The organism is Chromobacterium haemolyticum (assembly GCF_002081825.1).
Taxonomy (GTDB): domain Bacteria; phylum Pseudomonadota; class Gammaproteobacteria; order Burkholderiales; family Chromobacteriaceae; genus Chromobacterium; species Chromobacterium fluminis.
This window is the reverse complement of record NZ_MUKU01000027.1, coordinates 22,365-44,587: the sequence shown is the minus strand read 5'-3', so window position 1 is coordinate 44,587 and position 22,223 is coordinate 22,365. Positions and strand designations below refer to the sequence as shown.

Genomic DNA, 22,223 nt, shown 5'->3' with positions numbered 1-22,223 from the left:
AGAGGACAAATCCTGATGAGAATCACGGCAAGCGGCGCGGCCATGCCGCCGCCGCGCCCGGATGCGCCGCCGCCGGCGGCGTCCAGCCGGTTGGCGCAAGCGGTCAAGGGCGTCGACAGCGTTTGCGAACCCGCGCCGCGGCCCTTGGAGCGTTTCCGCGACGCCGCCCGCTTTGTCGCCGCGCTGATGCCCCGAGAAGGCGAAACCGGACTGGTGGACGAAGAGCTGCGTGAAGCGCGCGACCCGCGCCATCGCTACCGGGAATACGCGCAGCCGGCGCAACGGCAATGGGTGGCCAGCGGCGACTGCGCCAGGGAAAACTTCTTCGCCTGGATGGATGCCCGCCCGCAGCTGGAAATCAATCTGGCGAGACCCGGCCAGCCGCCGCGCATGGCGCGGCTGGGCGACGCACCGCAAGTCAGTTATCTGAGCGACGCCGCCGCGCTCAAGCCTTATTTGGCGGAAGTGGCCGACGGCGTATGGCGGCGGCCGGACGGCGCGCTCATCGACACCGCCGGATCCAAGGGCAAGCTGGGCATGCCCGGCTACGCCATCCTGGTGCTGGACCGCGACGACAGGCTGTTCGTCCACGACGCGGTGCTGGGGCGTTTGCACCATACCAGCACCAGCGCCGGCAAGCCGGTGCGGGCGGCGGCGATGATAGAGCTGCGCGACGGCAAGGCCCGGTCGCTGGTGCTGTCCTCCGGCCACTATATGAGCGATCTGGACGACCTGGAGCGGTTGCTGGATTTTCTGGACGGCAAGATGGATCTGTCGAAACTGGCGGTGCTGGCTCCGCATGAAGACCGGGCGGAACTGGCGGAGGTGATGGCGCCTTATCGCCAGGCCCGGCGTTGAAGCCGAAGCGTTTTCACACGCAATCGGCGCGCCCAATCGGCGCGCCGTTTTTTTACGTCTGCTCGGCAAAGCGGTTTTAAGTGAGCGCTTTTTGGAAGTGCTTGATCTTGGCTTGGATTTAAATGCTTCCGATAGTTTTGTTTTTTAATCTTCAGGAGCATGCAGACATGATGGTGAATTCAGTCGGAGTCCGTCCGCTTCAAACTACTTCCTCCAGTACCGGCGTGGAATCGGTTCAGGCGAGCAAAAGCTTTGCTCAAATTTATGATAAGGGCGATTTCAAGGCGGTGCCGTCGGAAATTCATATGGTTTGGGTCGGCTCCAAACCTGGCGACAGCCAGCAGAAATATCTGCGCGAGTGGTCGGCGAAAAACCCGAATAGCACGGTGAATTTGTGGGTGGATTCAAAACAATTCGGCGCTTACGCGGCCAATAAGGAAGTCCGCGAACAAGTAAACGCCTTATTCCCCGACGCCAAGCAATACCAGCAAGAAAAACAATTGCGCGGCCTGTTCAGCCAATTGAAAACCACTTTGCAGCCCGCGGACGATCAATTGGGCCGCGCCGCGCAGAAACAGGCCTTGGGCGAATTGAACAAAGAATTGGGCGCCAAGGGCAACGAAGCCTGGGCGCAAGCCTTGCTGCCGAACGGCGGCAAAGTCACGGCGGAAAACGCGGCGGCGGCGTTGCAATCGTTCCAGCAATTGACCCGCGGCAACGATGAGAAATTCTTGCAAGCCGACCGCCTGGTGCTGGATCAGACCGTCAAAGCCTGGGACCGCTGCGCCGGCGACAGCCCGCGCGATGTCGACGCCCTGCAGGCGCTGCAGCAGCAATTCGCCGATTACGGCAATGTTCGCATTCGGGACTTGAGCAACCCCAGCGATATCCAGTTGAAGAACCACGACGCTTACCAGCACGAAATCCTGGGCCGCAACGGCGCTTACCCGGCGGCCTCCGATATTGCGCGTTACGAGATTCTGAACAACTACGGCGGGGTGTACGCCGACATCGATCTGGAGTGCACTCAGGAATTGAGCGGCGCCTTGCACGCGCACCCGGACCTGATGCTGGTGGGCCTGGCCGAGGGCAAACGCGAGGCCAGTGGCAGCGCGACGCCGTATTTCGCCAACGCCTTGCTGGCCAGCCATCCCAATAGCCAGATGTTGGCGGACTTCATCGATAAGATCGGCAACGATTACCAGAGCATGCGCGGCAACCAGTTTGCCGGCGACCGTTATTTCAGCAGGCCGAACAAGAGCACGATCGAAGGTACCGGCCCCAACGCATTGCGCGGACAGGTGGACGCGGTGCTGCGTCAGGCCGAGGGCGAGCCGGAGCGGATGCGCAACGATCCGCAATCGCTGGCGGAGCGGATTTGGGATGTTAATCAGCCTAAGAACGAGGATTTCTGGGCGGCGATGGAGTCCCATTTCAAATTCCCGGACGGCTACGTCAATTTTGAAACCGAGGAGCAGCAACAGAGCGCGACCAAGGACATGGCCTAAGAACCTGTTCACGATCTGCTGCGCGTCGGCGATACGGCGTTGAAACCGAGCTCAAAATGCTCATGTACCACGTGTACATTCCGCTTTTTCGCTCGTTTTTGCCTTGTCTCGCTCTTGCTCGCGAGATCGTGAACAGGCCCTAAGAACCTGCTTACGATCCGTTGTGCGTCGTGAGGCGCAACACGGCGGGAATGTCTTCCGTTGGGTGGGTGAAGCCGTAGGCGATACCCGCCAACGCGAGGCTATTCCGCGGAGTAATTGCGTTAAGCCTGTTTCCTTACGGCTAGAGAAAGCCGGCAGGCCAGGGTGGCGGAGGTCTACGCGCGTCTTCTCTAGAATCCGGCGTGGACATTATCCATGCGGTCTTCCCGTCCCAAGGCGGGATTCCCCTGCGCCTTGACGCCCTCCGCCAGCCTGTTTAGGCTTGGTTCCGCGCCGTGCTCAATCACACAGCGCAGGGCTTGCAAACCCAAAATCGTTTAACCGCAGACGAGCCGTCCGCCTTTGGCACTGCTACGTCTGCTGCCACGCAGTACCCATTCGGGATGGGCCGTGGCAGGGAGTCCTATGGACTGCCGGTCTATTGGTTAAACGAGCCGGTTTTGCAACCTTGTCATGTGCCTGTCCCAGCCTCGCCTGGGCAGGTTTCCAAAGATGACATGGAGACCGTGATGACCTTCTCTACCTTTCCCCCCGCCATGCCGCCGCCCGCCTGTCCTCATTGCGCAGGCCAACACCCCACGCCCGCCACTGTGCCGGTGATGGAGCAGTTGCACCTTTGTTCCCAGCGTTTGCCCGCCGCCGTCGGCGATGTGGCGCTGCTGGGCGAGTTGGGCCAGCAACTGAGTCATTGCTACATCGAACTGGACACCGCCCTGCTGAGCGGGGTGATGGACATGCGCGCCGCCCACACCGGGCTGCTGGCCTTGGTGACCTTGCTGGAACGCCGCGACGAGCCGCTGCTGTTCAGCAGCGAAGAAGCCTTGGCCTTGCTGGAGCCGATACAGCAGCGTTTGCAACGCGGCCTGGAGCACGTCAATGGCTTACTCTGATAGTCGGCAGGAGAACCTGGCTCTCATGAAGCTGCTGACCCAGCACAACCACGTGCTGAAGCTCGCAGCGCGCTTGATCATTGTCTATGAAGCGCATATCGGGACGGTTGCGCTGGCGAACGACCACCCGGACCACCCGGACTATCAGGCCAACACCCACGCCATCAATCAGGAGATCAAGCGGGCGCTGCTGAATTTTTACCTTTGGGAGAAATGGCGGGGCGAGCACGCGCAAGCCCGCGCCGCCTTGCTGGCGATGTGGGCGTCCGGGGAGTGGACCAACCGCGATACCTGCGCGCGGCTGTGTTACCGGCAGGCGGGCTTCAGCAATATGGCCATCGCCCGTCAGGCGCTGGTGGGCGCGCCGATGCCGGCCTCTGTCGCCGTCAAACGCCAACGCACCGTGTGGAAAGCACCGTAAGCGGCGGTCCGGCGGGCCTATGGCGTCGAAACTGTTTCCGCGTGGGTATCGCTTCGCTCCTCCCACCCTACGGTTGGAGCCGCGTTTGGGTAGGGTGGGGGGAACCGTCAGGCAATACCCGCCAACTCGCTGCTGTCCGGCGGCTCGGGAAGGCCCGGCTTGCTTCCGTTTACGCGCCGCCGCCGTCCGCCGCCAGCCAGCCCGCGCCGTTGCGGTCCAGTTCGCGCACCGCCTGCTCGCCTATGCACAACCCCAGCTTGCGGTAACTCTCGAACTGGGATTCGTCGAACCACTGGTTGAGCGTAGATTGGTGAGGGAAGGCCGGATGTTCGGCGCGGTATTGCAGCACGTCCACCGGCTCCATGCCATGGCCCTGCAGGCAGGGTTTCAGATAGAGCAGGTGGCCGTTGGCGCCGGAGGCGTAGCGAATATAGCCGACGGCGAAGGCGGCCCGGCTAAGACCGGTGGCCGGGTCGCGGCGGATGGCGTCCACGTCGATATGGATTTCCGCGCCCAGGTCTATCCGGCATTTGCGGATGGCGTTGCCCAGGTCCTCGAAAGTCATTTGTTCGTCTTGACCGGCGTCGCTGATCACGATCAGCCGGCATTCCCGCCGCAGCAATTCATACAGGCCCAGGTTTTCGAAGTGGCCGCCGTCGCTGAGATAGACGAAGTCCGAACGGGCGTTGGTCCGGCCCAGCAATTCATTCAATAGATAGACCCAGCCCTGCGGCGGGGACATCGCCTGCAGCGCGGCGCCGGGCTTGCCCGGATTGGGGCACCAGCGACCCAGCCGCACATTGAACACCGTCAGCAGAAAGGTCACCGCCGGCGAGCTGTGATAACCCTGGTTGGGGCTGACCGCGGCGCCGGACACCGCCATCAGCGAACCCAGCATCGGTCCCTGCTCGGCCCCGGTGGCGTCGTCGTGCATATAGGCGCGGGTGGGCACGAAGGCGTCAATGGCTTCCGGCGCGCTGTCGGGAAATTTGTAGCCGCAGTACAGCGGGGTGAAGGTGAAGGAAGCGGCCTTGCGCTGCTGCCAGGCCAGGTCGTCGCCGGCCACCAGATTGAGAGTGGTGTTGATCAGGTGGTAGGGCCGTTGCGGAGGGCCGGAAGGCGAGCCGGACAGTTCGGCCAGCGGCAGGTCGTCGTCGGCGTTGAAGCCGGTGAAGCGGTTGACCGTGTCCGCCCGCCGCGGCGCGCTGGCGCCCAGATAGCCGCGCGTCAGCCGGTTGCGGTAGAAGTTGTGCAGCGAGAACAGATTGATGTCGAAACGGGAGGAGGCGAACACGGCCAGCCCGACGAAGGCCAGGATCAGCGCCGCGTACAGCCCGCCGCCCATACCCTGCTGTTCCGAAGCGGCGAAATGCAGCGCGGTCCAATCGCTGAGCCCGCAGCGCTGAAAGCCGCACAACTGCTGGCGCAACTGCCAGCCGTCGGCGCGGATCTCCAGCGCCGCCAGTAGCCAGCTGAGGCCGGCGCTGAGCAGGATCAGCAAGCCGGCGACGAAGACGTAGGGCCCGATGCGGGCGACCAGATCGCGCCAGCCGGCGGGCTGGCCGCAGCCGGTTTTGGCGGACTGGCCTTGCCAGACCGCGGCCAAGGTGGTCAGCAGCCAGGCCGGCAGGGTCAGCGCGCGCAGCCAGTCGGCGCTCACCGCCAGCAGCGGCAGCGACAGCGCCACCACGAGGAACAGCAGCACCAGCGCCAGGTCCAGCGCCAAGAGCAGGCCGCCCAGGCGCGACCACCATTCGCGCTGCAGGTCGGAGAAGCTGCGTTTGACCAGGCCGATGTGCAGCGCGGCGCTGAGGGCGAATACCGGCGGCAGCACGGCGAAGGCGCCGGCCACCACATACCAGGCCTGGGCCAGCGGCGCGCGGATGCCCAGGCCGTAATCCAGCGCCTGCAGCAAGAGCCACAACTTGCCGCCGCCGGCCAGGCCGGCCAGCAGCGCCCACAGCACGCTGCGCAGATAGCCGTTGCCGCGCAGCTGGCTGAAGCCGCGCGCTAGCAAGGCCCAGTAGCCGGCGTAGGCCAGGCTGGAGACCAGCGCCACCCGCCATAGCGGCAGCTGGTGCCAGAAGTCGGCGCGGTTTTCCTGTTGCTGGAGGGTGAATACCGCCATCGCGTAACAGAAGAGCAGCAATAGCCCTATGCTGCAGGCCGGGGCATTGGGCGAGGCGGCGGTTTTGCCGTCGCGGGTGGTGGCGCGCGCCAGCAGGGCGGACAGCACGGCGGAGGTGGCGGCCACGGCCAGCGCGGCGGCGCCCGCGTAGGGCCAGGCGGCGAGGCTGCGCGCCAGGCCCACCAGGAAATGGGGCCCTAGCAGCAGCGCCAGCAGCAGGCTTTGCAGCACGACCTGGTTGAGGATGAAGTTGCGCCAGTAGGTGATGACGGCGGACAGGGTGTCCAGGCTGAACAGGCCGGTCTTGGGGGTCAGGTAGTTGCTGTAGTCGCGCAGGAACTGGATGGCCGGCTGGCGGCCTTGATGGTCGCGCAGCGTCTGTTCCATGCCGGCGTTGCCGGCGCGGCGCTTGAGCGCGGACAGCCAGCCGCCCAGGTAGCCGCCGCCGGAGACGGTGGACAGGTAGTCGAACTCGCGCAGCCAGCGGCTGCTGGCCAGCGCTTGCAGCACGCCCAGATTGAAGGTGGCGCTGCGGATGCCGCCGCCGGAGAAGGCGAGGCCGGCTTGCGGCGCTTCGCCGCCGCCTGGACGTTCCACGCCTTCTTCCGCCCGCGCGGCGGCGAGGCCGGCGCGTTCGTCGGCGTTGACTTGGGAGAAGGGCTGGGTCGGGGTGCTCATCGGGTCCTTTCCGACGGAATGGGTCGAGGTGGCGGCGCGGGTGGGGCGGGGAGATGATATGGGTTTGCTTCCCTATCCTCTTCACGCCTAAAGGCCACTCGGCAAGGCCGGTTCGCGCCTGGACGCCATCCCGCAGCGCTTATGAGCGCCTGGCGTCTTCCAAAATCGCCTCCGCCGCCTTCTCCGCGATCATGTAGACCGCGGAGACGATGAAGAAGCCGGGAATGCGCGGAAACACCGAGGCGTCCACCACGCGCAGGCCGCTGACGCCGTGGACGCGGAAGCGGCTGTCCAGCACGCCGCCGGCTTCGCGCGCGCCGATGGCGCAACTGCAGGAGGCATGGTGGCCCCAGGCGTTGTCGCGGACGAACTGACGCAGTTCATCGTCGCTTTGCACAGCCTCTCCGGGCAGTTCTTCTTCCGCGATCAGATTCTGTTTTTTCAAATCGGCGGTGAGGCTGCGCACGAATTTGATGCCTTCCACCACCGAGTCCAGGTCCTGATCGCCGCCGGCGCTGCCTTCCTCGAAGTAGTGGAAGTTGATGTCCGGCGGATCGCGCGGGTCGGCGGAGCGTAGCGTCACCGTGCCGGCGCGGTTATTGGTGTGCGCCTTGAGAATGGCCCAGGTCAGGTAGTTCAGGTGTTCGGGAAACAAGCGCGAGTAGCCGGGGAAATAGCCTTTGAACAGGCCCAGCAGCGCGAAGCAGAACAGGTCCGGCAGCGGCCGCTCTTGCGCCGAGCGGCGGATCACCGCCAGCACCGCGCCATTGGTGGTGTAAACGCCCTTGCGGCCTTCCGCCCATTGCTTGTATTGCGGGTCGCCGGGCGCGAATTCCGCGTCTTTCAGCACTTCCCAGTGCTTGAAGTTCATCCGGTTGACCACGCCCACTTCGTAGCGGTCCTGCAGGTTCTGGCCGACGCCGGGCAGGTCCACCCGCGGCGCGATGCCGTGCTCTTGTAGGTGGGCGGCCGGGCCGATGCCGGACAGCATCAGCAGCTGCGGGCTGTTGAAGGCGCCGCCGGCCAGGATCACTTCGCGGCTGCAGCGGATTTCGCGGCGTTCGCCGGGGGCGTCGCTGACCCGGCCGCTGGCGCGGTAAAGGCCGGCGCCCTTCAGGTATTCCACGCCCACCGCGCGCTGTCCTTCGTCGAACAGCACCCGGGTGGCCAGCGCGTCCAGCTCGACGCGCAGCCGGTCTGGGTGGCGGGCCGCCGCGTCCAGCACCCGTTCTCGGCTGCCGTTGCGTTGATGATTGCGGGTGGCCAGCGGCGGGTAGCAGACGCCGACGGCGTTGTCGCGCACCAGCCGCCAGTCGTTGGGATCGGCCTGGCCTTGCAGCAGCCAGCGCCAGCTGCGGTGCGGCACGTCCACTTCGTCAAAGACCTTGTCCACCGACACCAACAAGGTGTCCACCAGGCCGGCGTCGCCCAGCGCGGATTCCGGAATCGCCTTCTCGGTTTGCAGCCAGCCGCGCCAGCCGTGGCGGGTGGGATTGACGCCGAGCAGGCCCAGCCAGCGGTACAGCGGGCGGTGGTGGCAGTTTTCCAGCCGTTCGAAATAGCCGCGCATGTGGTCCGCGCGCCAGCTGTCGTCGCCGGTGAGTTGGGCGATGCCGTCCCAGTCTGCGTTGTGCGGGTAGACGGTGATCATGGCGTTGTGGGCGGTGCAGCCGCCCAGCGCGCCGGCGCGCGGGTAGAGCACGCCGTCCACTTTTTGGCCGTTCCATTCCGCGCGGTATTTGGGGTCGCGCTTTTGCTGGGCGTCGTCGGCGTAGTGGCGGACGAAGTAGTCCAGCTTCATCGCCTCGTTTTCCGAGGCCAGCGCGTGGAACACCGGCACGTCGTAATCGTCGGGCAGCCGTTCCGCCTGGGGCTGCCAGGCGTCGCCGCCCTTGAGCGCGCGCGGGTCGCCGCCGGCCTCCAGCAGCAAGACCCGGTGTCCGGCTTCGGCCAGCCGCGCCGCCAGCGTGCCGCCGCCGGCGCCGGAACCCACCACGATGTATTCGTATTCGTCCATGGCGCGCGCTTTAGAAGGTTTTCAGGAATTCGATCAGCGCGTATTTGTCGCTGTCGCTGAGGCCGGGCTCCTGGGTCTGGTAGCCGGTGCCGAAGTAATGGCCGCGGTTGACCACGAAGTCCGGGCAGGTGCTCAGTTCCAGCATCGGCTGCGCCAGGTTGGCGAACACCTTGCGCGCTTCTTCGTCGCTGGCCCCAGGCGGCAAGGCCTTGAGGTCGTGCTTGATCTTGAGCAGCAGCTCCAGCAATTTTTTATCGTGCTTGAGCCGTTCGCCCAGCGAGGGGTTGTCCAGCGTCACCTGCAGGTTGGCGATCAGGTTGACCGGGGTGCCGGCCGGGATAGGCCCCAGCTCCACGCCGTCCTTGCCGAACAACCAGGGCAGATAGCGTTGCAGCGGGCCTTGCAGTTCTTGCAGCGCGTCCGGCAAGTAGCCGACGGGCACGCGCAGATAGCTGCGGGCGGTGGTGCGGTCGATCACGCCGGGCACTTTGTCGCCCAGCATCTTGTCCTTCTCGCGTTTTTCCGGCCACAGCAGTTTCTGGATGGAGTCGTTGAAGGACTCCATGCGCGCCGCCACCGACGGGCTGGGGTTGAATTTGCCCAGGCTGTTGTTGAGCAGGAAGGGCGCGGTGGACCAGACGCTGATCAAAGAGGCGGGGCGGGTGTAGCCGCGGCCGCCGGCCGGCATCTTGTACTGAGAAGGCGCGCCGGTGAAGGGGTTGTGCACGGTGATCTCGCCGACCGAGGGCAGGTCTTTATAGGTTTTGGACGAGAAGTTGTCCCAGATATTGCCCTTGAGCGCGTTGGTGGCCAGCGGGCTGCAGGCATTGGTTTGCAGCAAGGTCACCGGCACCCGCAGCTCGGTGGACAGGTAGTTGTCTTTCAGGAAGTCGTCTGCCTGGACGATCTGGCGCATCTGCGATTTGAAGTCCTCGGTCTTGGTCCAGTCCCAGTATTTGTTGAAGCAGGCCAGGTAGCCCGGACCGGCGCAGCCGGCGGTGGGGTCCAGCGGCGGGACTTTGGGCGGCAGCTTGCTGGAGTGGCAGCGTGCGCAGTTTTCCGCGAACACCACCTTGCCGCGGCTGAGCTGGGCGGCGTCGCGGCTCAGGTATTGCTGGCCGCCGGGGGCGTCCTTCAGCTTGTGCGGGTCCGTGCTCTTCAGGAAGAACAGCGCCATGTTCACGGTCTGCTGCTCGGTGGATTGCCAGTACACCGAGTTCTTGCGCGCGTCCGCGATCTGGATCGGGGTGATGGTCTTGCCGCCCACCAGCGGGTTGAAGTGCAGCAGCCATTCCTCGCTGAACAGGCCGATGTTCAGATAGACGCGGTTCAACGCGCCCAGCGCGCCCACCGAGTCCGAGCCGTCCTTCAACACCCGCGGCGTCCATACGGTTTTGGGCGGCTGGAAGAACTGGGTCAACGGGCCGTCTTTGACGAAGTCGTTGAACTGCTTGTTGTTGAGTCCGCCGCCGGCCAGGGTTTCCTTGCCCCAGCGCTTGGCGATGTCCAGCCGAGGCCCCAGGCCGTACACCGCGTTCATGGTGCGCGGGTTGTTGATGGAGTCGGTGGAGATCAGCGAGGTGTCCAACGCGCCGGGGCGCGAGGTGTGGAACAGCTGGAAGGGGAAGCTGCTGGGGTCCGCCTGCCAGGAGAAGATGCGGTCCACCCAGAAATACTGGGCGCCGACGTTGGAGCTCAGGTTTTCCCACTTCGGATGTTCCGGGTCCGCCGGCGGTTTCACCGGGTTGGGGCCGACGTGGCAGAACGCACAGGACATGCCCACGCGGTAGGGGCGGATCAGGTCTTTGTCGTTGTAATACGCCGGGTCTTCGTAATAGCGCTTGGCGTCCCATTTCTTGGCGGCGGCTTCGTCGAAGGCCGGGTTGGGGAACAGGCGCAGGCCCACCACGCCGGTGGCGTAGCCGTAGAAGGAGCCGACGGGCAGGTTCTTGCCGCGCGCGCCGATGATCACGCCGGGGTATCTCTTCTCATTCTCGAACGGGTCTTTCGGGCAATCGGCGCGGCGCTGGTCCAGCCACAGGCCGAAGCGCTTGTCGTCCGGGCCGGCGGCCTTGTCGAAACAGGGTTCGTTGACCAGGCCCAGGTAGTTCCAGCGGTTGTCGCGGCTGAACTTGAGGCCGGGATGGGAGGACAGGGTTTTGAGCAAGTCCAGGTTGCCGACGCTGACAGTGGCGAGCTTATCCCACAGCCTGTCGTTGCCGCCGGTCCACACCAGCCAGGTGTTGCGCCCCTTGACCTCGTCGGCGTTCAGCGCCACCGCGCTGTCCATGTCCTTGAAATAGTCCTCGCTGGCGGCGGGGAAGGATTCCACCGTGCGCTGAGCCAGTTTGGCCTCGTCCTGCACGGTGCCGGGCTTGGGCTGATCGTCCCGGCAGCCGGCCAGGCTCAACAGCAATAGCAGCGCCGCTCCCCGGCGCAAGGTGAGGTTCATCCTAGCCATCGCATTTTCTCCAGTGGGCATCGCGGCGTTTTTGATTTTGAGAATTCATTTGGCATTTAAGGGCCTATCTCTGCCTATAGCACGGCGGCGGCCGCGACGGCGTCTGCGTAGCTTTGCTGAGCGTTATTACTGATGGCGAAAAGCGGCGGGCATGGTCGATAGTTGAAAGTTGCCCGCGGCGGGGAAAGAGATAATCGCGACGCTGATTGAGCCCGCGCGGAACGCGTGAGCGAGACCGTAGCGGCTTTTGTCGCGCGGGCGCCGCAGCGGGGGGCCTGTTCTTTGTGTCTGGCGGGCGTTGGAGCGAAAACTCGGGTTCCCATCAGATTTGCATCAGGATTCGCCCGCGGCGCTGGGGGACACTTTCCCAGTCCAAGCACGAGCCCGGCAGGGCGTTTGACCGATGACCGATAACGATGTGTTGCACCCGCTGGAGACTTTGGAGGCCGCCGCCAAGCGCTGCGCGCCGGCCCAGGACGTCTGGTTGCTGCCGCCGCGCCGGGAAGAGGCGCGGCTGGAACTGAGCTGGGAAGAGGGCGCGGAAACGCTGACCCTGGCGGCGGATTGGCAGGGTCTGCTGTTGCTGGACCGCGTGGAAGTGAGCGTGGTTGCCGGCGCATTGCCGTTTCAGCCGGTCCGGCTGGAGGCGTTCAGCAAGCTGCTGGCCTTCGTCGACGAAGCCAAGACCGACGAGGCCCGAGACGCGGACGCGCCGACAAGCGAGGCGCGCTGCGCGCAATTGCCGCTGGCCGATCTGACGGCCTGGCAGGACCGCAAGCGTTGCGAGTACTGGTTCTTGCTGCAGGTGTTGGCGCCGTCGCCGGCCTTCGCCGCATTGCTGACGCTGCTGCGTCGCAGCGAGAGTTATTGGCTGGTGCGCTTCCTGCTGGCCCAGTCCGCCTGCGGCGACAAGTTGCAGGCGCTGGGAGAGCGCTACGGCGTGTCCTACTCCCACTTCCGCCGCTTGTGCCGCCACGCGCTGGGCAACGCGGCCAAGACCGAGCTGCGCGACTGGCGCATGGCCCGTTCGCTGCTGGACGTGGCGGAGGGGCGGGAAAACCTGACCCAGGTGGCGCTCAAGCACGGCTACGCCTCGTCGTCGCATTTTTCCAACGAAATCAAGGGACTGATCGGCGTTTCGCCGCGCGGTCTGTCCAACATTATTCAACTGGCCACCAAATGAATCGAAGCTTTTTATCCGCCGCGCTGCTGGCCGCGGCGCTGCTCGCGGCCGTGCCGGCCGCCGCCGCGCCGGAACCGGCGCGCGCCGCCGACTCCGCCGGCTACGTCGCCAAGAAGGAGGGCCTGCGTTCGTTCTTCGACGCGATTTCCTCGCGGCTGAAAAAGCCGGTGATCGTCAGCAAGCAGGCGGCGCGCAAGCAGATCAGCGGCGATTTCGACCTGGCCAACCCGCAGGCGCTGCTGGACAAGATGACTCAGCAGCTGGGCCTGATCTGGTATCACGACGGCCAGGCCATCTATGTCTACGACGCCAGCGAAACCCGCAACGCGGTGGTGTCGCTGCGCAATGTGTCGCTCTCCGCCTTCAACGACTTCCTGCGCAAGTCCGGCCTCTACGACAAACGCTATCCGCTGCGCGGCGACAACCGCAGCGGAACCTTCTACGTGTCCGGGCCGCCGGTCTTCGTGGATCTGGTGGTCAACGCCGCCGGCTTCATGGACAAGCAGAGCGACGGCATTGAACTGGGCCGGCAGAAGATAGGCGTGGTGCGGCTCAACAACACCTTCGTCAGCGACCGCAGCTATGAGCTGCGTGACCAGAAAATCGTCATCCCCGGCATGGCCACGGTGATAGAGAAGCTGCTGCAGGGCGAAGACAAGCCTTTGCAGACCGCCGGGGTCAACCCGACGCGGCCGCCTGTGCGGGGCAGCGACATTCCGGCGATGCCGGACTTTCCCGCCGGCGGGGAGCTCAAGGCGCCGGCCTACCAGGCCGGTTTAAGCCTGCCCGACGCGCTGAAGCAGGACGCGGCGGCCGGCGACATCAAGGTGATCGCCTACCCGGACACCAACAGCCTGCTGATCAAGGGCACCGCCGAGCAGGTGCGTTTCATCGAGAACCTGGCGCTGGCGCTGGACGTGGCCAAGCGCCACGTGGAGCTGTCGCTGTGGATCATAGACCTGGACAAGGGCGACCTGGATCAACTGGGCGTCAACTGGAGCGGCAGCGCCACCGTGGGCAACAAGCTGGGCGTGACGCTGAACCAACCCTCCTCGCTCAGCACCCTGGACGGCACCCGCTTCATCGCTTCGGTGATGGCCTTGTCGCAGAAGAACAAGGCGAATGTGGTGTCGCGCCCGGTGGTGCTGACCCAGGAAAACGTGCCGGCCATCTTCGACAACAGCCGCACCTTCTACGCCAAGCTGGTGGGCGAACGCAATTCCAGCCTGCAACACGTGACCTACGGCACCCTGGTCAGCGTGCTGCCGCGCTTCTCCGCCGATGGCCAGATCGAGATGTCGCTGAACATCGAGGACGGCCGCGAGGCCAAGACGCCGGATTACGACAAGGACCCGCAGGACGCCTTGCCCGAGGTGGGCCGCACCCGCATCAGCACCGTGGCGCGGGTGCCGCAGGGCAAGAGCTTGTTGATAGGCGGTTACACCCGCGACGCCAATATCGAACAGAACAACAAGGTGCCGTTCTTGGGCAGCTTGCCCTTGGTGGGCGGCCTGTTCCGCTACCGCAGCCAGAACCAGAGCAATACCGTGCGCGTGTTCCTGATTCAGCCACGCGAGATCGACGACCCGCTGACGCCGGACGCCAGCGATCTATCGGCGGCGGTGGCCAAGGAGGGCGGCATCTCCAGCGATCCGCTGCAGCAATGGGTGCGCGACTACCTGGACCGCGAACAGCGCGCCGACGGCGCGGCCAAGGGCGCGACGCGTGGACATTAGCGGCCGTCCGCCGCCGGTCTTCGGCGTCCGCTCGCCCAAGCACCAGGGCAAGCTGGACGCCCAGCGCGACGCCCAGCGCCAGGGCGAGGCGCGGCAGGCGGACGCGCAGCAGGTGGAGGACGCCAGCCCGGCGGCCGAGGTGCAGCGCTTCGTCCAATCCACCGATGAAATGTCGGCGGCGCTGACCCAGTTCCGCAACCGCCGCGATTACGACAAGAAGCTGGGCCATCTGGCCGACAGCTTCGAACGGGTGCTGGACGAGGAGGCCCAGCCCAAGGCGCAGCAGATCGTGAACGTGGCCAAGTCCCACGGGGTCAGCGCCGAGGAGTTGCTGCGCCAAGCGCGGTCCTTGTTCCCGGACGACAGCGATCTGGTGCTGGTGCTGCGCGAACTGTTGCGCCGCCGTCAGCTGGACGAGGTGGTGCGCAAGCGCCTGCAGGCCCTGCTCAAGCAGGTGGAGGGCCAGGCCGAGGCCAAGCCGTTGAAGGCCGGCATCAATTGCGCGCTGAAGGCGAGGCTGTTTGGCAAGGCGCTGTCGCTGAGCCCCGGCCTGCTGCGCGCCAGCTACCGCCAGTTTCTGGAGAGCGAGGCGGCGGAAGTGGAGATTTACGCCGACTGGGTGGGCAGCTACGGCTACCAACGCAGAGCGGTGGTGTTGGACTTCATCGAAGGCGCGTTGCTGGCCGACATCGATTCGCTGGACGCCAGCTGTTCGCGGCTGGAGTTCGGCAATCTCCTGGGCCGGCTGAGCCAGCTCAAGCTGCTGCGTTCGGCCGACGCGCTCTTCGTCGGCCGCATGTTGAGCAATCCGCAGGTGTGCGCCTTCAACCCCAGCGAGGCGGATTGGTTGTTGTTTCTGCTGTCGCTGCTGCAACAGCCGCAGCAACTGGACGGCTTGCTGGCGGAGACGGTGGGCGACACCGCCTTGCTCAGCCGCCACAGCGAGCATTCCACCTTGTTGCAGGCGCTGTACCAGGCTTGCAAGGCGCTGCCGCCGCAGCTGTTCGTCGACGAACGCTGGCTGGACGCCTTGCAGGAGGAGTTCCGCCATCTGGCGGCCATCGCTTACCGCCACGAACTGGCCGAGCGCCGGCGCGAGGCCGAGGGCGGAGGCGCGGAGTAAACGAGAGCCGCCAGGCAAGGCGGGGGGACGCGTCCCGTTTTGCCTGGCTGTTTTTTCCGGCGGGCCGCGGCCCGTCGCCAATATCGAATCGCTTGGATGACTAACGGTGTTTAACTCCCTGCTCAACGGCGCGCGCTCGCGGCCGGAATTGCTGATCCTGCTGTTGATGGTGATGATCATCGCGATGCTGATCATCCCCTTGCCCACCTATTTGGTGGACTTCCTGATCGGCCTCAACATCGTGATCGCCGTGCTGGTGTTCATGGGCTCGTTCTACATCGACCGCATCCTCAGTTTTTCCACCTTTCCCTCGGTGCTGCTGATCACCACGCTGTTCCGGCTGGCGCTGTCCATCAGCACCAGCCGCCTGATCCTGATCGAGGCCGACGCGGGCGAGATCATCAACACCTTTGGCCAGTTCGTCATCGGCGACAGCCTGGCGGTGGGCTTCGTGGTGTTTTCCATCGTCACCGTGGTGCAGTTCATCGTCATCACCAAGGGTTCGGAACGAGTGGCCGAGGTGGCGGCGCGCTTCTCTCTGGACGGCATGCCCGGCAAGCAGATGAGCATCGACGCCGACCTCAAGGCCGGCATCGTGGATGCCGACGGCGCGCGCGAGCGCCGCAGCGTGCTGGAGCGCGAGAGCCAGCTTTACGGCTCCTTCGACGGCGCGATGAAGTTCATCAAGGGCGACGCCATCGCCGGCATCATCATCATCTTCGTCAACTTCATCGGCGGCATCTCCGTGGGCATGACCCAGCACGGCATGGACCTGTCCACCGCGCTGTCCACCTACACCATGCTCACCATCGGCGACGGCCTGGTGGCGCAGATTCCCGCGCTGCTGATCGCCATCAGCGCCGGCTTCATCGTCACCCGCGTCAACGGCGACAGCGACAATATGGGCCGCAACATCATGAGCCAGTTGCTGGGCAACCCGTTCGTGCTGGTGGTGACCGCGGTGCTGGCATTGGCGGTGGGCATGCTGCCCGGCTTTCCGCTGATCGTGTTCCTGATCCTGGCCGCGGCTTTGGGCGGCCTGTTCTATTACAAGCGCCGCATGGCACGCAAAGGCGCGCCGGGTGCGGCCCAGACTCCCGCGAGCGCGGCCGCCGGCGCAACGCCGGCGGGCGGCAAGGACAGCACCCTGGGTCTGATCGGCAACCTGGACAAGGTGGCGGCGGAGACCGTGCCGCTGATCCTGCTGGTGCCCAAGGCGCGCCGCGCCGCGCTGGAACAGGCTCAGCTGGCCGAGCGGCTGCGCAGCCAGTTTTTCATCGACTACGGCGTGCGGCTGCCGGATATGTTGTTGCGCGACGGCGAAGGCCTGCCGGACAACCGGGCGGCGGTGCTGATCAATGAAATCCGCGCCGACGAGTTCGAACTGCATTTCGATCTGGTGCGCGTGGTCAATTACTCGGACGAGGCCGCCGCGCTTGGGGTGCAGCCGGTGTTCAGCGCCCAGGGCGCCAGCCAGTGCGCCTGGGTGCGCCCGGCCGACGGCGACAAGCTGGCCAAGCTGGGCTACCAGCTGCGCCCGGCGCTGGACGAGCTCTACCACTGCCTGGCCGCGCTGCTGGCGCGTCACGTCAACGAATACTTCGGCGTCCAGGAAACCAAGCACATGCTGGACCAGCTGGAAGCCAAATACCCGGACCTGCTCAAGGAAGTGCTGCGCCACGCCACGGTGCAGCGCATCGCCGAAGTGCTGCAGCGGCTGCTGGCCGAACGCATCTCGGTGCGCAATATGAAGCTGATCATGGAGGCGCTGGCGCTGTGGGCGCCGCGCGAGAAGGACGTGATCAATCTGGTGGAGCACGTGCGCGGCGCGCTGGCGCGCTACATCTGCCACAAGTTCGCCAGCGGCGGCGAACTGCGCGCGGTGATGATGTCCGCCGAGGTGGAGGACATGGTGCGCAAGGGCATACGCCAGACCTCGGCCGGCGCCTTCCTCAACCTGGAGCCGGCGGCTTCGGACGAACTGATGGACTTGTTCGCGCTCGGCCTGGACGGCATGGGCATCGCGCACAAGGATCTGGTGCTGCTGGCCTCGGTGGACGTGCGGCGCTTTATCAAGAAACTGGTCGAAACCCGCTTCCGCGACTTGGAAGTGGTGTCCTTCGGCGAAATCGCCGACAGCGTGTCGGTGAACGTGATCAAAACCATTTAAAAAAGGATTCCGCCTATGTTCGCCATGGATATCGCCCAATTGGTCCGCTCCGCCTTGGAAGAAAGCGGCTGCGATCCCGCCCTGCTGGGCGAACTGGACAGCCATTCCACCATCGCGCTGGACTTGCACGATCTGCCCAGCATTCACGTCAGCGCTCAGGATGGCGAGGTGTGGTTGTGGTCGCGGTTGGGCGAGCACAACGAGGCGGTGCTGGCCCAGCGCGCCGCCCAGCTCTTGCAGGACCTGATGCAGGGCTGCCATTTCGCCCGCGGCGGCCAACTGCAACTGGCCACCAATGAGGGCTATCTGGAACTGAAGGCGATGGCGCACCCGGATTATCTGGCCGACGGCAAGCGCTTCTCCGAGGCGCTGAACGGCTTCTTCGACGCGCTGGAGCGCTTCAGCGAGTCGCTGCTGCGATGAAAGCGCCGCGCCTGCTGCGCCGGCTGGCGTATCCGCAACGCCTGTCCGGCCCCATTCTGGAAGCCGCGCTGCCCGAGGTGGCGATAGGCGAACTGTGCGACATCCGCCGCAGCTGGCAGGACCGCGACGTGGTGGCCCGCGCCCAGGTGGTGGGCTTTCAAGGCCCGCGCGCGGTGCTCAGCCTGATCGGCAACGCGCGCGGCCTGTCGCGCGAGGCAGTGTTGCAGCCCACCGGCCGCGCCTTGGCCGCCTGGATTGGCGAGTCCGCGCTGGGCGCGGTGCTGGACCCCACCGGCCGCATCGTCGAGCGCTTCGCGCCCGAGGCCGGAGTGGGCGGCGAGGAGCGCGGCATCGACGCCGACCCGCCGCCGTACTCTCGGCGCGTGGGCATACGCGAGCCGCTGGCCACCGGCGTGCGCGCCATCGACGGCCTGCTGACCTGCGGCGTGGGCCAGCGCGTCGGCATCTTCGCCTCCGCCGGCTGCGGCAAGACCATGTTGATGCACATGCTGATCGAGCAGAGCGACGCCGACGTCTTCGTCATCGGCCTGATCGGCGAGCGCGGCCGCGAAGTGACCGAGTTCGCCGAATCGCTGCGCGCCTCGCCCAAGCGCGAGCGCTGCGCGCTGGTGTTCGCCACCTCGGACTTCTCCTCGGTGGACCGCTGCAACGCGGCGCTGCTGGCCACCACGGTGGCCGAATACTTCCGCGATCAGGGCAAGAAAGTGGTGCTCTTCGTCGACTCCATGACCCGCTACGCCCGCGCGCTGCGCGACGTGGCGCTGGCCGCCGGAGAACCACCGGCGCGTCGCGGCTACCCTGCCTCGGTGTTCGACAGCCTGCCGCGGCTGCTGGAGCGCCCCGGCGCCACCCGCGGCGGCAGCATTACCGCCTTCTACACCGTGCTGCTGGAAAGCGACGACGAGCCGGACCCGATGGCGGACGAGATCCGCTCCATTCTGGACGGCCACATCTATTTGAGCCGCAAGCTGGCCGGCCAGGGCCATTACCCGGCCATCGATGTGCTCAAGAGCGCCAGCCGCGTGGCCGGCCAGGTGTGCGACGGCGGCCATCTACAGGCGGCCTCGGCGCTGCGCGCCTTGATGGCGCGGCTGGAGGAGCTGCAAGTCTTTATCGACCTGGGCGAATACCGCCCGGGCGAGAACGCGGACAACGACCGCGCGATGAACGCGCGCGACGCGCTGCGCCGCTGGCTGCGCCAGCCGGTGGACGAGGGCGCGGGGTTCGCCGACACCCTGCGCAGCTTGCATGAGCTTGTTGCCTAAGCTGGGCGCGCTGCTGCGCCGTTGTCAGGCGGCGCAATCGCGTTGCGAGGCCGAGCTGGCTCAGTTGGCGCGCCAGGACGGCGCGCTGGCGGCGGAGCAAGAGGCCTTGGCCTCGCAGGGCCAGGGCCTGCGCCAATTGCTGCTGGCGCAACGGCCGGCCGGGGCGATGAGCCGCGGCCAGCTGTTCGCGCTGCAGCGCAAGCAGGCGGTGCTGCGACGCCAGTTGCAAAACCTGGACCTGCAAAGCGGACAGCTGGAAGAACAGCGCCAAGGCCTGGCCGGCCGGCGCGAGGAACAACAGGTCTTGCGCCGGCAATGGCTGCGCAAGGAAGACAAGTATCAACGCTGGGCCAAGTTGCAGCGCCGTCAGGAACGCATGCGGCGTTTGCGGCTGGACGAGGCCGAGCAGGAAGAGAGGACGATATGGACGCGATGACGCCCATTCCCGCGCCGAGCGCGGATACCCGGCCGGCAACCGCGGCCGACGCGGACGGCGCCGCCGAGGCCTTTGCCCGCGAAGCCCAAAGACAGCGGAGAGACGCCGCCGATCCGGACCGCGACGGCGAGGACGTGGCCGGCGAACGCGAGCAAGACCGCTCCCGTCTGCCGGCAGGAGCGCTGTGGCAGCCGCCGCTGCCGCCGCACTGGAACGCGGCGCGGTTGAACGCCGGCGGCCGCCATGCGGCGGAAGCCGCTTTGTCGGCGCCGGGCAAGCGGGGGCAGACGCCTTTGGGCGACGGAGAACGTTCGGCAGCCGCCGCACGCGGCAAGACCGTCGTCGGACCGCAGGGTCTGCATGCCGCCGCAGCCGCGCTGGCGGCTAAGCACGCGGCCAGCCTGGCGCCGGCGGCCGAGGCCAAGCTCAAGCCGGTATCGTCGATGTCTGCCGCGCAGCACAAAGCCGAGCACACGCCGGGCAAGGGCGAGACTGCGCTTCCAGGGGCCGCCGCGAGCGCCGAAGCGTCTATCGCGATGCCGCTTGCCACATCGACACCGCATGGAAGGGCGAAAGTGGACACCGCCGCGCCGGCTTCCGCGTCGACGCCGGCCGTCGCGCGCGAAGGCGGCGAGGCGCGCAAGAACGAGACCGCGCCGGCCGCCGCAGCGGCGGTTGCGCCGCAGCAGGCCCAAGCGTCCGCGCCGGCGACGCCGCCGCGCGACACCGCGCCGCCGGCGCGGCCGCGCCAAGACCCGGCCCAGGCTCAGGCCCAAACGACTTTGTCCGCGACCAGCGCGCCGGAACCGGCCCAGCCGGGCCTGACCTACCGCTTCCAGCGCTGGGGCGGCGAGCACACGGTGAACGTGCAAAGCCAGCCCGGCGGCGTGCTCAGCCTGCAGCCGTCGGACAGCCTGGTGCAACAGCGTTTGGGCGAGCAATGGCAGTCCGGCAACCCGCAGCAATGGCAGATGGCCCGCGACGACGGCCGCGAGCAGGGCCGGCAGCAGCCGCAGCGGGATGAGGAGGAGGACGCCTGATGCTGGCGCTCAGACAAATCGACGCGCGAGAGCGCGCTTTGCAGCGCGCCGCCGCGGCTTGGCGGCGCCAGGGTTGGGACGCGACGCTGGAAACGCCGCCGCGCGACGGCCTGTGGTTGTCGGTGGCCGACGCGGAACAGCGCTGGCGGGGCTGGCTGCAACCGCGCGCCTGGTTGGAGAGCGCCGCGCCGGAACTGGCGCGGTTGGCGCTGTCCGCCGGCGTGGAGGCGCAGGCGGCGCAATGGCTGGCGGCGGCGGAACGGCCGTTGACGCCGCCGATGCCGGAGCTGGCCTATCAGCGCTTGAGCCTGGGCGAAGCGGGGCCGGGCGACGCTTTGCCGCGTCAAGCGCTGCTGCGGGTGATGTGCGCGGAGGGGCCGCTGTGGCTGGAGCGCGCGCCGGAATTCGAGGCGGGAGACGCGCTGGACCCGGCGCCGTTGCTGAGTTGGCCGCTGCGCTTCGTCATCGGCGACAGCCGCCTCAGCCTGGGTCTGCTGCGAGGAGTGGCGCGCGGAGACGTGCTGCTGATCCGCGAGCCGACGGCGGCGGTGCGCTGCCACGACCGCGCGCTGGGCACTTATCAATCGTACGAGGAAGGAATCGTCATGGAGTGGGATGAATCGCAACAGGCGACGGAGCAGGAAGCGCCGGCGCAAGACATGGGGCAGCTGCCGGTGGAACTGGAGTTCGTGCTGCATCGCGGACGGGTGACGCTGACGGAGTTGCAGGACTTGTGTCGTGGCCGGCTGTTGAACCTGCCGGCCGATGTTGAGCGGCGGGTGGAAGTGCGCGCCAACGGCGCGCTGCTGGGACGCGGGGAGCTGGTGCAGCTGGCCGGTCATCTGGGGGTGGAAGTGACGGAGTGGCTGGGCGGAGCCGCCGATGTCGAATGATATTTCGCTGATCGCGCTGCTGGCTTTCGCCACGCTGCTGCCTTTTCTGATCGCTTCCGGCACTTGCTTCATCAAGTTCTCCATCGTGTTTGTGATGGTGCGCAACGCATTGGGTTTGCAGCAGGTGCCGTCCAATATGACGCTCAACGGCATCGCGCTGATGCTGTCGATGTTCGTGATGCTGCCGATCGCGCAGCAGGCCTACAGCCATTACCAGGAAGAGCAGGTCAGCTTCAACAGCGTGGAGTCGGTGAGCAACTTCGTCGAGAACGGCCTGGACGGCTATCGCGGCTATTTGCAGAAGTATTCCGATCCGGAACTGGTGAGCTTCTTTGAAAAAGCCCAGGCACAGCGCACCGAACGCGAAACCGGCAATGCGGCCGAGGACGAACAGCCGTCCATTTTCGCCTTGCTGCCGGCCTACGCGCTCAGCGAGATCAAGAGCGCGTTCAAGATCGGCTTTTATCTCTACCTGCCCTTCGTGGTGGTGGATTTGGTGATCTCCAGCATCTTGCTGGCGCTGGGGATGATGATGATGAGCCCGGTGACGATTTCGGTGCCGATCAAGTTGGTGCTGTTCGTGGCGCTGGATGGCTGGACTTTGTTGTCGAAGGGCTTGGTGTTGCAGTACCTGGACCTGGCGACGTAATGGGCGGCAAAACCGCCAATGCTGCGTTGCGCCTCCTTGCCGTGCTAGATGCACTGTCTGCGTCGGCGCGCCTTGCCTTGGCCGCTGCGCGCGGTTTTGCCGCCCATTACCTAGACCTGGTGATTGTATGAATGAAAAACCGCCGATGCTGCGTTGCGCCT

Annotated in this window: 17 protein-coding genes; 14 read left to right on the top strand and 3 right to left on the bottom strand. The window is 66.0% G+C overall.

Annotated features, from left to right (window positions below; translation table 11 throughout):
• Positions 1 to 15: 15 nt before the first annotated feature.
• From B0T39_RS17660 to B0T39_RS17645, 4 genes are all read left to right on the top strand, one after another.
• On the top strand, positions 16 to 858 hold the full coding sequence (locus B0T39_RS17660; protein WP_141111285.1) for a hypothetical protein: 843 nt from the start codon (positions 16 to 18) through the stop codon (positions 856 to 858).
• A 305-nt stretch (positions 859 to 1,163) separates the two neighbouring features.
• Entirely contained in the window at positions 1,164 to 2,366 is a 1,203-nt protein-coding gene (locus B0T39_RS17655) for a TcdA/TcdB catalytic glycosyltransferase domain-containing protein (protein WP_176219594.1), read from the top strand.
• Positions 2,367 to 3,037: 671 nt separating this feature from the next.
• On the top strand, positions 3,038 to 3,418 hold the full coding sequence (locus B0T39_RS17650) for a DUF1484 family protein (RefSeq protein ID WP_081548862.1): 381 nt from the start codon (positions 3,038 to 3,040) through the stop codon (positions 3,416 to 3,418).
• A gap of 25 nt (positions 3,419 to 3,443) precedes the next feature.
• Entirely contained in the window at positions 3,444 to 3,839 is a 396-nt protein-coding gene (locus B0T39_RS17645; protein WP_081548860.1) for a hypothetical protein, read from the top strand.
• A 169-nt stretch (positions 3,840 to 4,008) separates the two neighbouring features.
• Here B0T39_RS17645 and B0T39_RS17640 read toward each other — a convergent pair whose 3' ends face one another.
• The 3 genes from B0T39_RS17640 to B0T39_RS17630 all read right to left on the bottom strand — a co-directional run bounded on the left by B0T39_RS17640 (position 4,009) and on the right by B0T39_RS17630 (position 11,123).
• A complete protein-coding gene (locus tag B0T39_RS17640; protein WP_081548858.1) occupies positions 4,009 to 6,645 on the bottom strand; it encodes a hypothetical protein in 2,637 nt (878 codons plus the stop codon).
• Positions 6,646 to 6,784: 139 nt separating this feature from the next.
• A complete protein-coding gene (locus B0T39_RS17635) occupies positions 6,785 to 8,662 on the bottom strand; it encodes a GMC family oxidoreductase (protein WP_081548856.1) in 1,878 nt (625 codons plus the stop codon).
• 10 nt (positions 8,663 to 8,672) lie between these two features.
• Complete coding sequence (locus B0T39_RS17630) at positions 8,673 to 11,123, bottom strand: hypothetical protein (protein ID WP_081548854.1); 2,451 nt, start codon at positions 11,121 to 11,123, stop codon at positions 8,673 to 8,675.
• Positions 11,124 to 11,526: 403 nt separating this feature from the next.
• Between B0T39_RS17630 and invF the strand changes: the two genes are divergently transcribed.
• The 10 genes from invF (at position 11,527) to B0T39_RS17580 (ending at position 22,062) form a co-directional block, all read left to right on the top strand.
• The gene (gene invF / locus B0T39_RS17625) at positions 11,527 to 12,306 is read left to right on the top strand and encodes an AraC family transcriptional regulator InvF (RefSeq protein WP_081548852.1); all 780 of its coding nucleotides are present in this window, start codon (positions 11,527 to 11,529) and stop codon (positions 12,304 to 12,306) included.
• Complete coding sequence (gene sctC / locus B0T39_RS17620; protein WP_081548849.1) at positions 12,303 to 14,042, top strand: type III secretion system outer membrane ring subunit SctC; 1,740 nt, start codon at positions 12,303 to 12,305, stop codon at positions 14,040 to 14,042. The genes invF and sctC overlap by 4 nt, the downstream gene beginning before the upstream one ends.
• Positions 14,032 to 15,165: a YopN/LcrE/InvE/MxiC type III secretion system gatekeeper gene (locus B0T39_RS17615; protein WP_303245584.1), complete on the top strand. Its 1,134-nt coding sequence runs from the start codon at positions 14,032 to 14,034 to the stop codon at positions 15,163 to 15,165. Before sctC ends, B0T39_RS17615 begins: the two co-directional genes overlap by 11 nt.
• A 106-nt stretch (positions 15,166 to 15,271) precedes the next feature.
• A complete protein-coding gene (locus tag B0T39_RS17610; protein ID WP_081548847.1) occupies positions 15,272 to 17,335 on the top strand; it encodes an EscV/YscV/HrcV family type III secretion system export apparatus protein in 2,064 nt (687 codons plus the stop codon).
• A gap of 15 nt (positions 17,336 to 17,350) precedes the next feature.
• The gene (gene spaK / locus B0T39_RS17605; protein ID WP_081548845.1) at positions 17,351 to 17,758 is read left to right on the top strand and encodes an SPI-1 type III secretion system chaperone SpaK; all 408 of its coding nucleotides are present in this window, start codon (positions 17,351 to 17,353) and stop codon (positions 17,756 to 17,758) included.
• Complete coding sequence (gene sctN / locus B0T39_RS17600; protein ID WP_043589687.1) at positions 17,755 to 19,044, top strand: type III secretion system ATPase SctN; 1,290 nt, start codon at positions 17,755 to 17,757, stop codon at positions 19,042 to 19,044. The genes spaK and sctN overlap by 4 nt, the downstream gene beginning before the upstream one ends.
• Positions 19,028 to 19,480 carry a hypothetical protein gene (locus tag B0T39_RS17595; protein WP_043589689.1) on the top strand — a complete coding sequence of 151 codons (453 nt, stop codon included), beginning with the start codon at positions 19,028 to 19,030 and terminating at the stop codon, positions 19,478 to 19,480. The genes sctN and B0T39_RS17595 overlap by 17 nt, the downstream gene beginning before the upstream one ends.
• On the top strand, positions 19,468 to 20,520 hold the full coding sequence (locus B0T39_RS17590) for a SpaN/EivJ family type III secretion system needle length determinant (RefSeq protein WP_141111284.1): 1,053 nt from the start codon (positions 19,468 to 19,470) through the stop codon (positions 20,518 to 20,520). Before B0T39_RS17595 ends, B0T39_RS17590 begins: the two co-directional genes overlap by 13 nt.
• Positions 20,520 to 21,413 (top strand): YscQ/HrcQ family type III secretion apparatus protein, encoded by an 894-nt coding sequence (locus tag B0T39_RS17585; RefSeq protein ID WP_081548841.1) that lies wholly within the window; start codon positions 20,520 to 20,522, stop codon positions 21,411 to 21,413. The genes B0T39_RS17590 and B0T39_RS17585 overlap by 1 nt, the downstream gene beginning before the upstream one ends.
• Positions 21,403 to 22,062, top strand: a complete 660-nt coding sequence (locus B0T39_RS17580) for an EscR/YscR/HrcR family type III secretion system export apparatus protein (protein ID WP_043589695.1) — start codon at positions 21,403 to 21,405, stop codon at positions 22,060 to 22,062. The genes B0T39_RS17585 and B0T39_RS17580 overlap by 11 nt, the downstream gene beginning before the upstream one ends.
• The last annotated feature ends 161 nt before the right edge of the window (positions 22,063 to 22,223 follow it).

What these genes read in the sequence shown, in the direction of transcription:
- B0T39_RS17640 (WP_081548858.1), bottom strand. Translation starts at nt 6,645, where the DNA reads ATGAGCACCCCGACCCAGCCCTTCTCCCAAGTCAACGCCGACGAACGC.
- sctC (WP_081548849.1), top strand. Translation starts at nt 12,303, where the DNA reads ATGAATCGAAGCTTTTTATCCGCCGCGCTGCTGGCCGCGGCGCTGCTC.
- B0T39_RS17580 (WP_043589695.1), top strand. Translation starts at nt 21,403, where the DNA reads ATGTCGAATGATATTTCGCTGATCGCGCTGCTGGCTTTCGCCACGCTG.
- spaK (WP_081548845.1), top strand. Translation starts at nt 17,351, where the DNA reads ATGTTCGCCATGGATATCGCCCAATTGGTCCGCTCCGCCTTGGAAGAA.
- B0T39_RS17590 (WP_141111284.1), top strand. Translation starts at nt 19,468, where the DNA reads ATGGACGCGATGACGCCCATTCCCGCGCCGAGCGCGGATACCCGGCCG.
- B0T39_RS17660 (WP_141111285.1), top strand. Translation starts at nt 16, where the DNA reads ATGAGAATCACGGCAAGCGGCGCGGCCATGCCGCCGCCGCGCCCGGAT.
- B0T39_RS17630 (WP_081548854.1), bottom strand. Translation starts at nt 11,123, where the DNA reads ATGGCTAGGATGAACCTCACCTTGCGCCGGGGAGCGGCGCTGCTATTG.
- sctN (WP_043589687.1), top strand. Translation starts at nt 17,755, where the DNA reads ATGAAAGCGCCGCGCCTGCTGCGCCGGCTGGCGTATCCGCAACGCCTG.
- B0T39_RS17655 (WP_176219594.1), top strand. Translation starts at nt 1,164, where the DNA reads ATGGTTTGGGTCGGCTCCAAACCTGGCGACAGCCAGCAGAAATATCTG.
- B0T39_RS17595 (WP_043589689.1), top strand. Translation starts at nt 19,028, where the DNA reads ATGAGCTTGTTGCCTAAGCTGGGCGCGCTGCTGCGCCGTTGTCAGGCG.
- B0T39_RS17650 (WP_081548862.1), top strand. Translation starts at nt 3,038, where the DNA reads ATGACCTTCTCTACCTTTCCCCCCGCCATGCCGCCGCCCGCCTGTCCT.
- B0T39_RS17645 (WP_081548860.1), top strand. Translation starts at nt 3,444, where the DNA reads ATGAAGCTGCTGACCCAGCACAACCACGTGCTGAAGCTCGCAGCGCGC.
- B0T39_RS17585 (WP_081548841.1), top strand. Translation starts at nt 20,520, where the DNA reads ATGCTGGCGCTCAGACAAATCGACGCGCGAGAGCGCGCTTTGCAGCGC.
- invF (WP_081548852.1), top strand. Translation starts at nt 11,527, where the DNA reads ATGACCGATAACGATGTGTTGCACCCGCTGGAGACTTTGGAGGCCGCC.
- B0T39_RS17635 (WP_081548856.1), bottom strand. Translation starts at nt 8,662, where the DNA reads ATGGACGAATACGAATACATCGTGGTGGGTTCCGGCGCCGGCGGCGGC.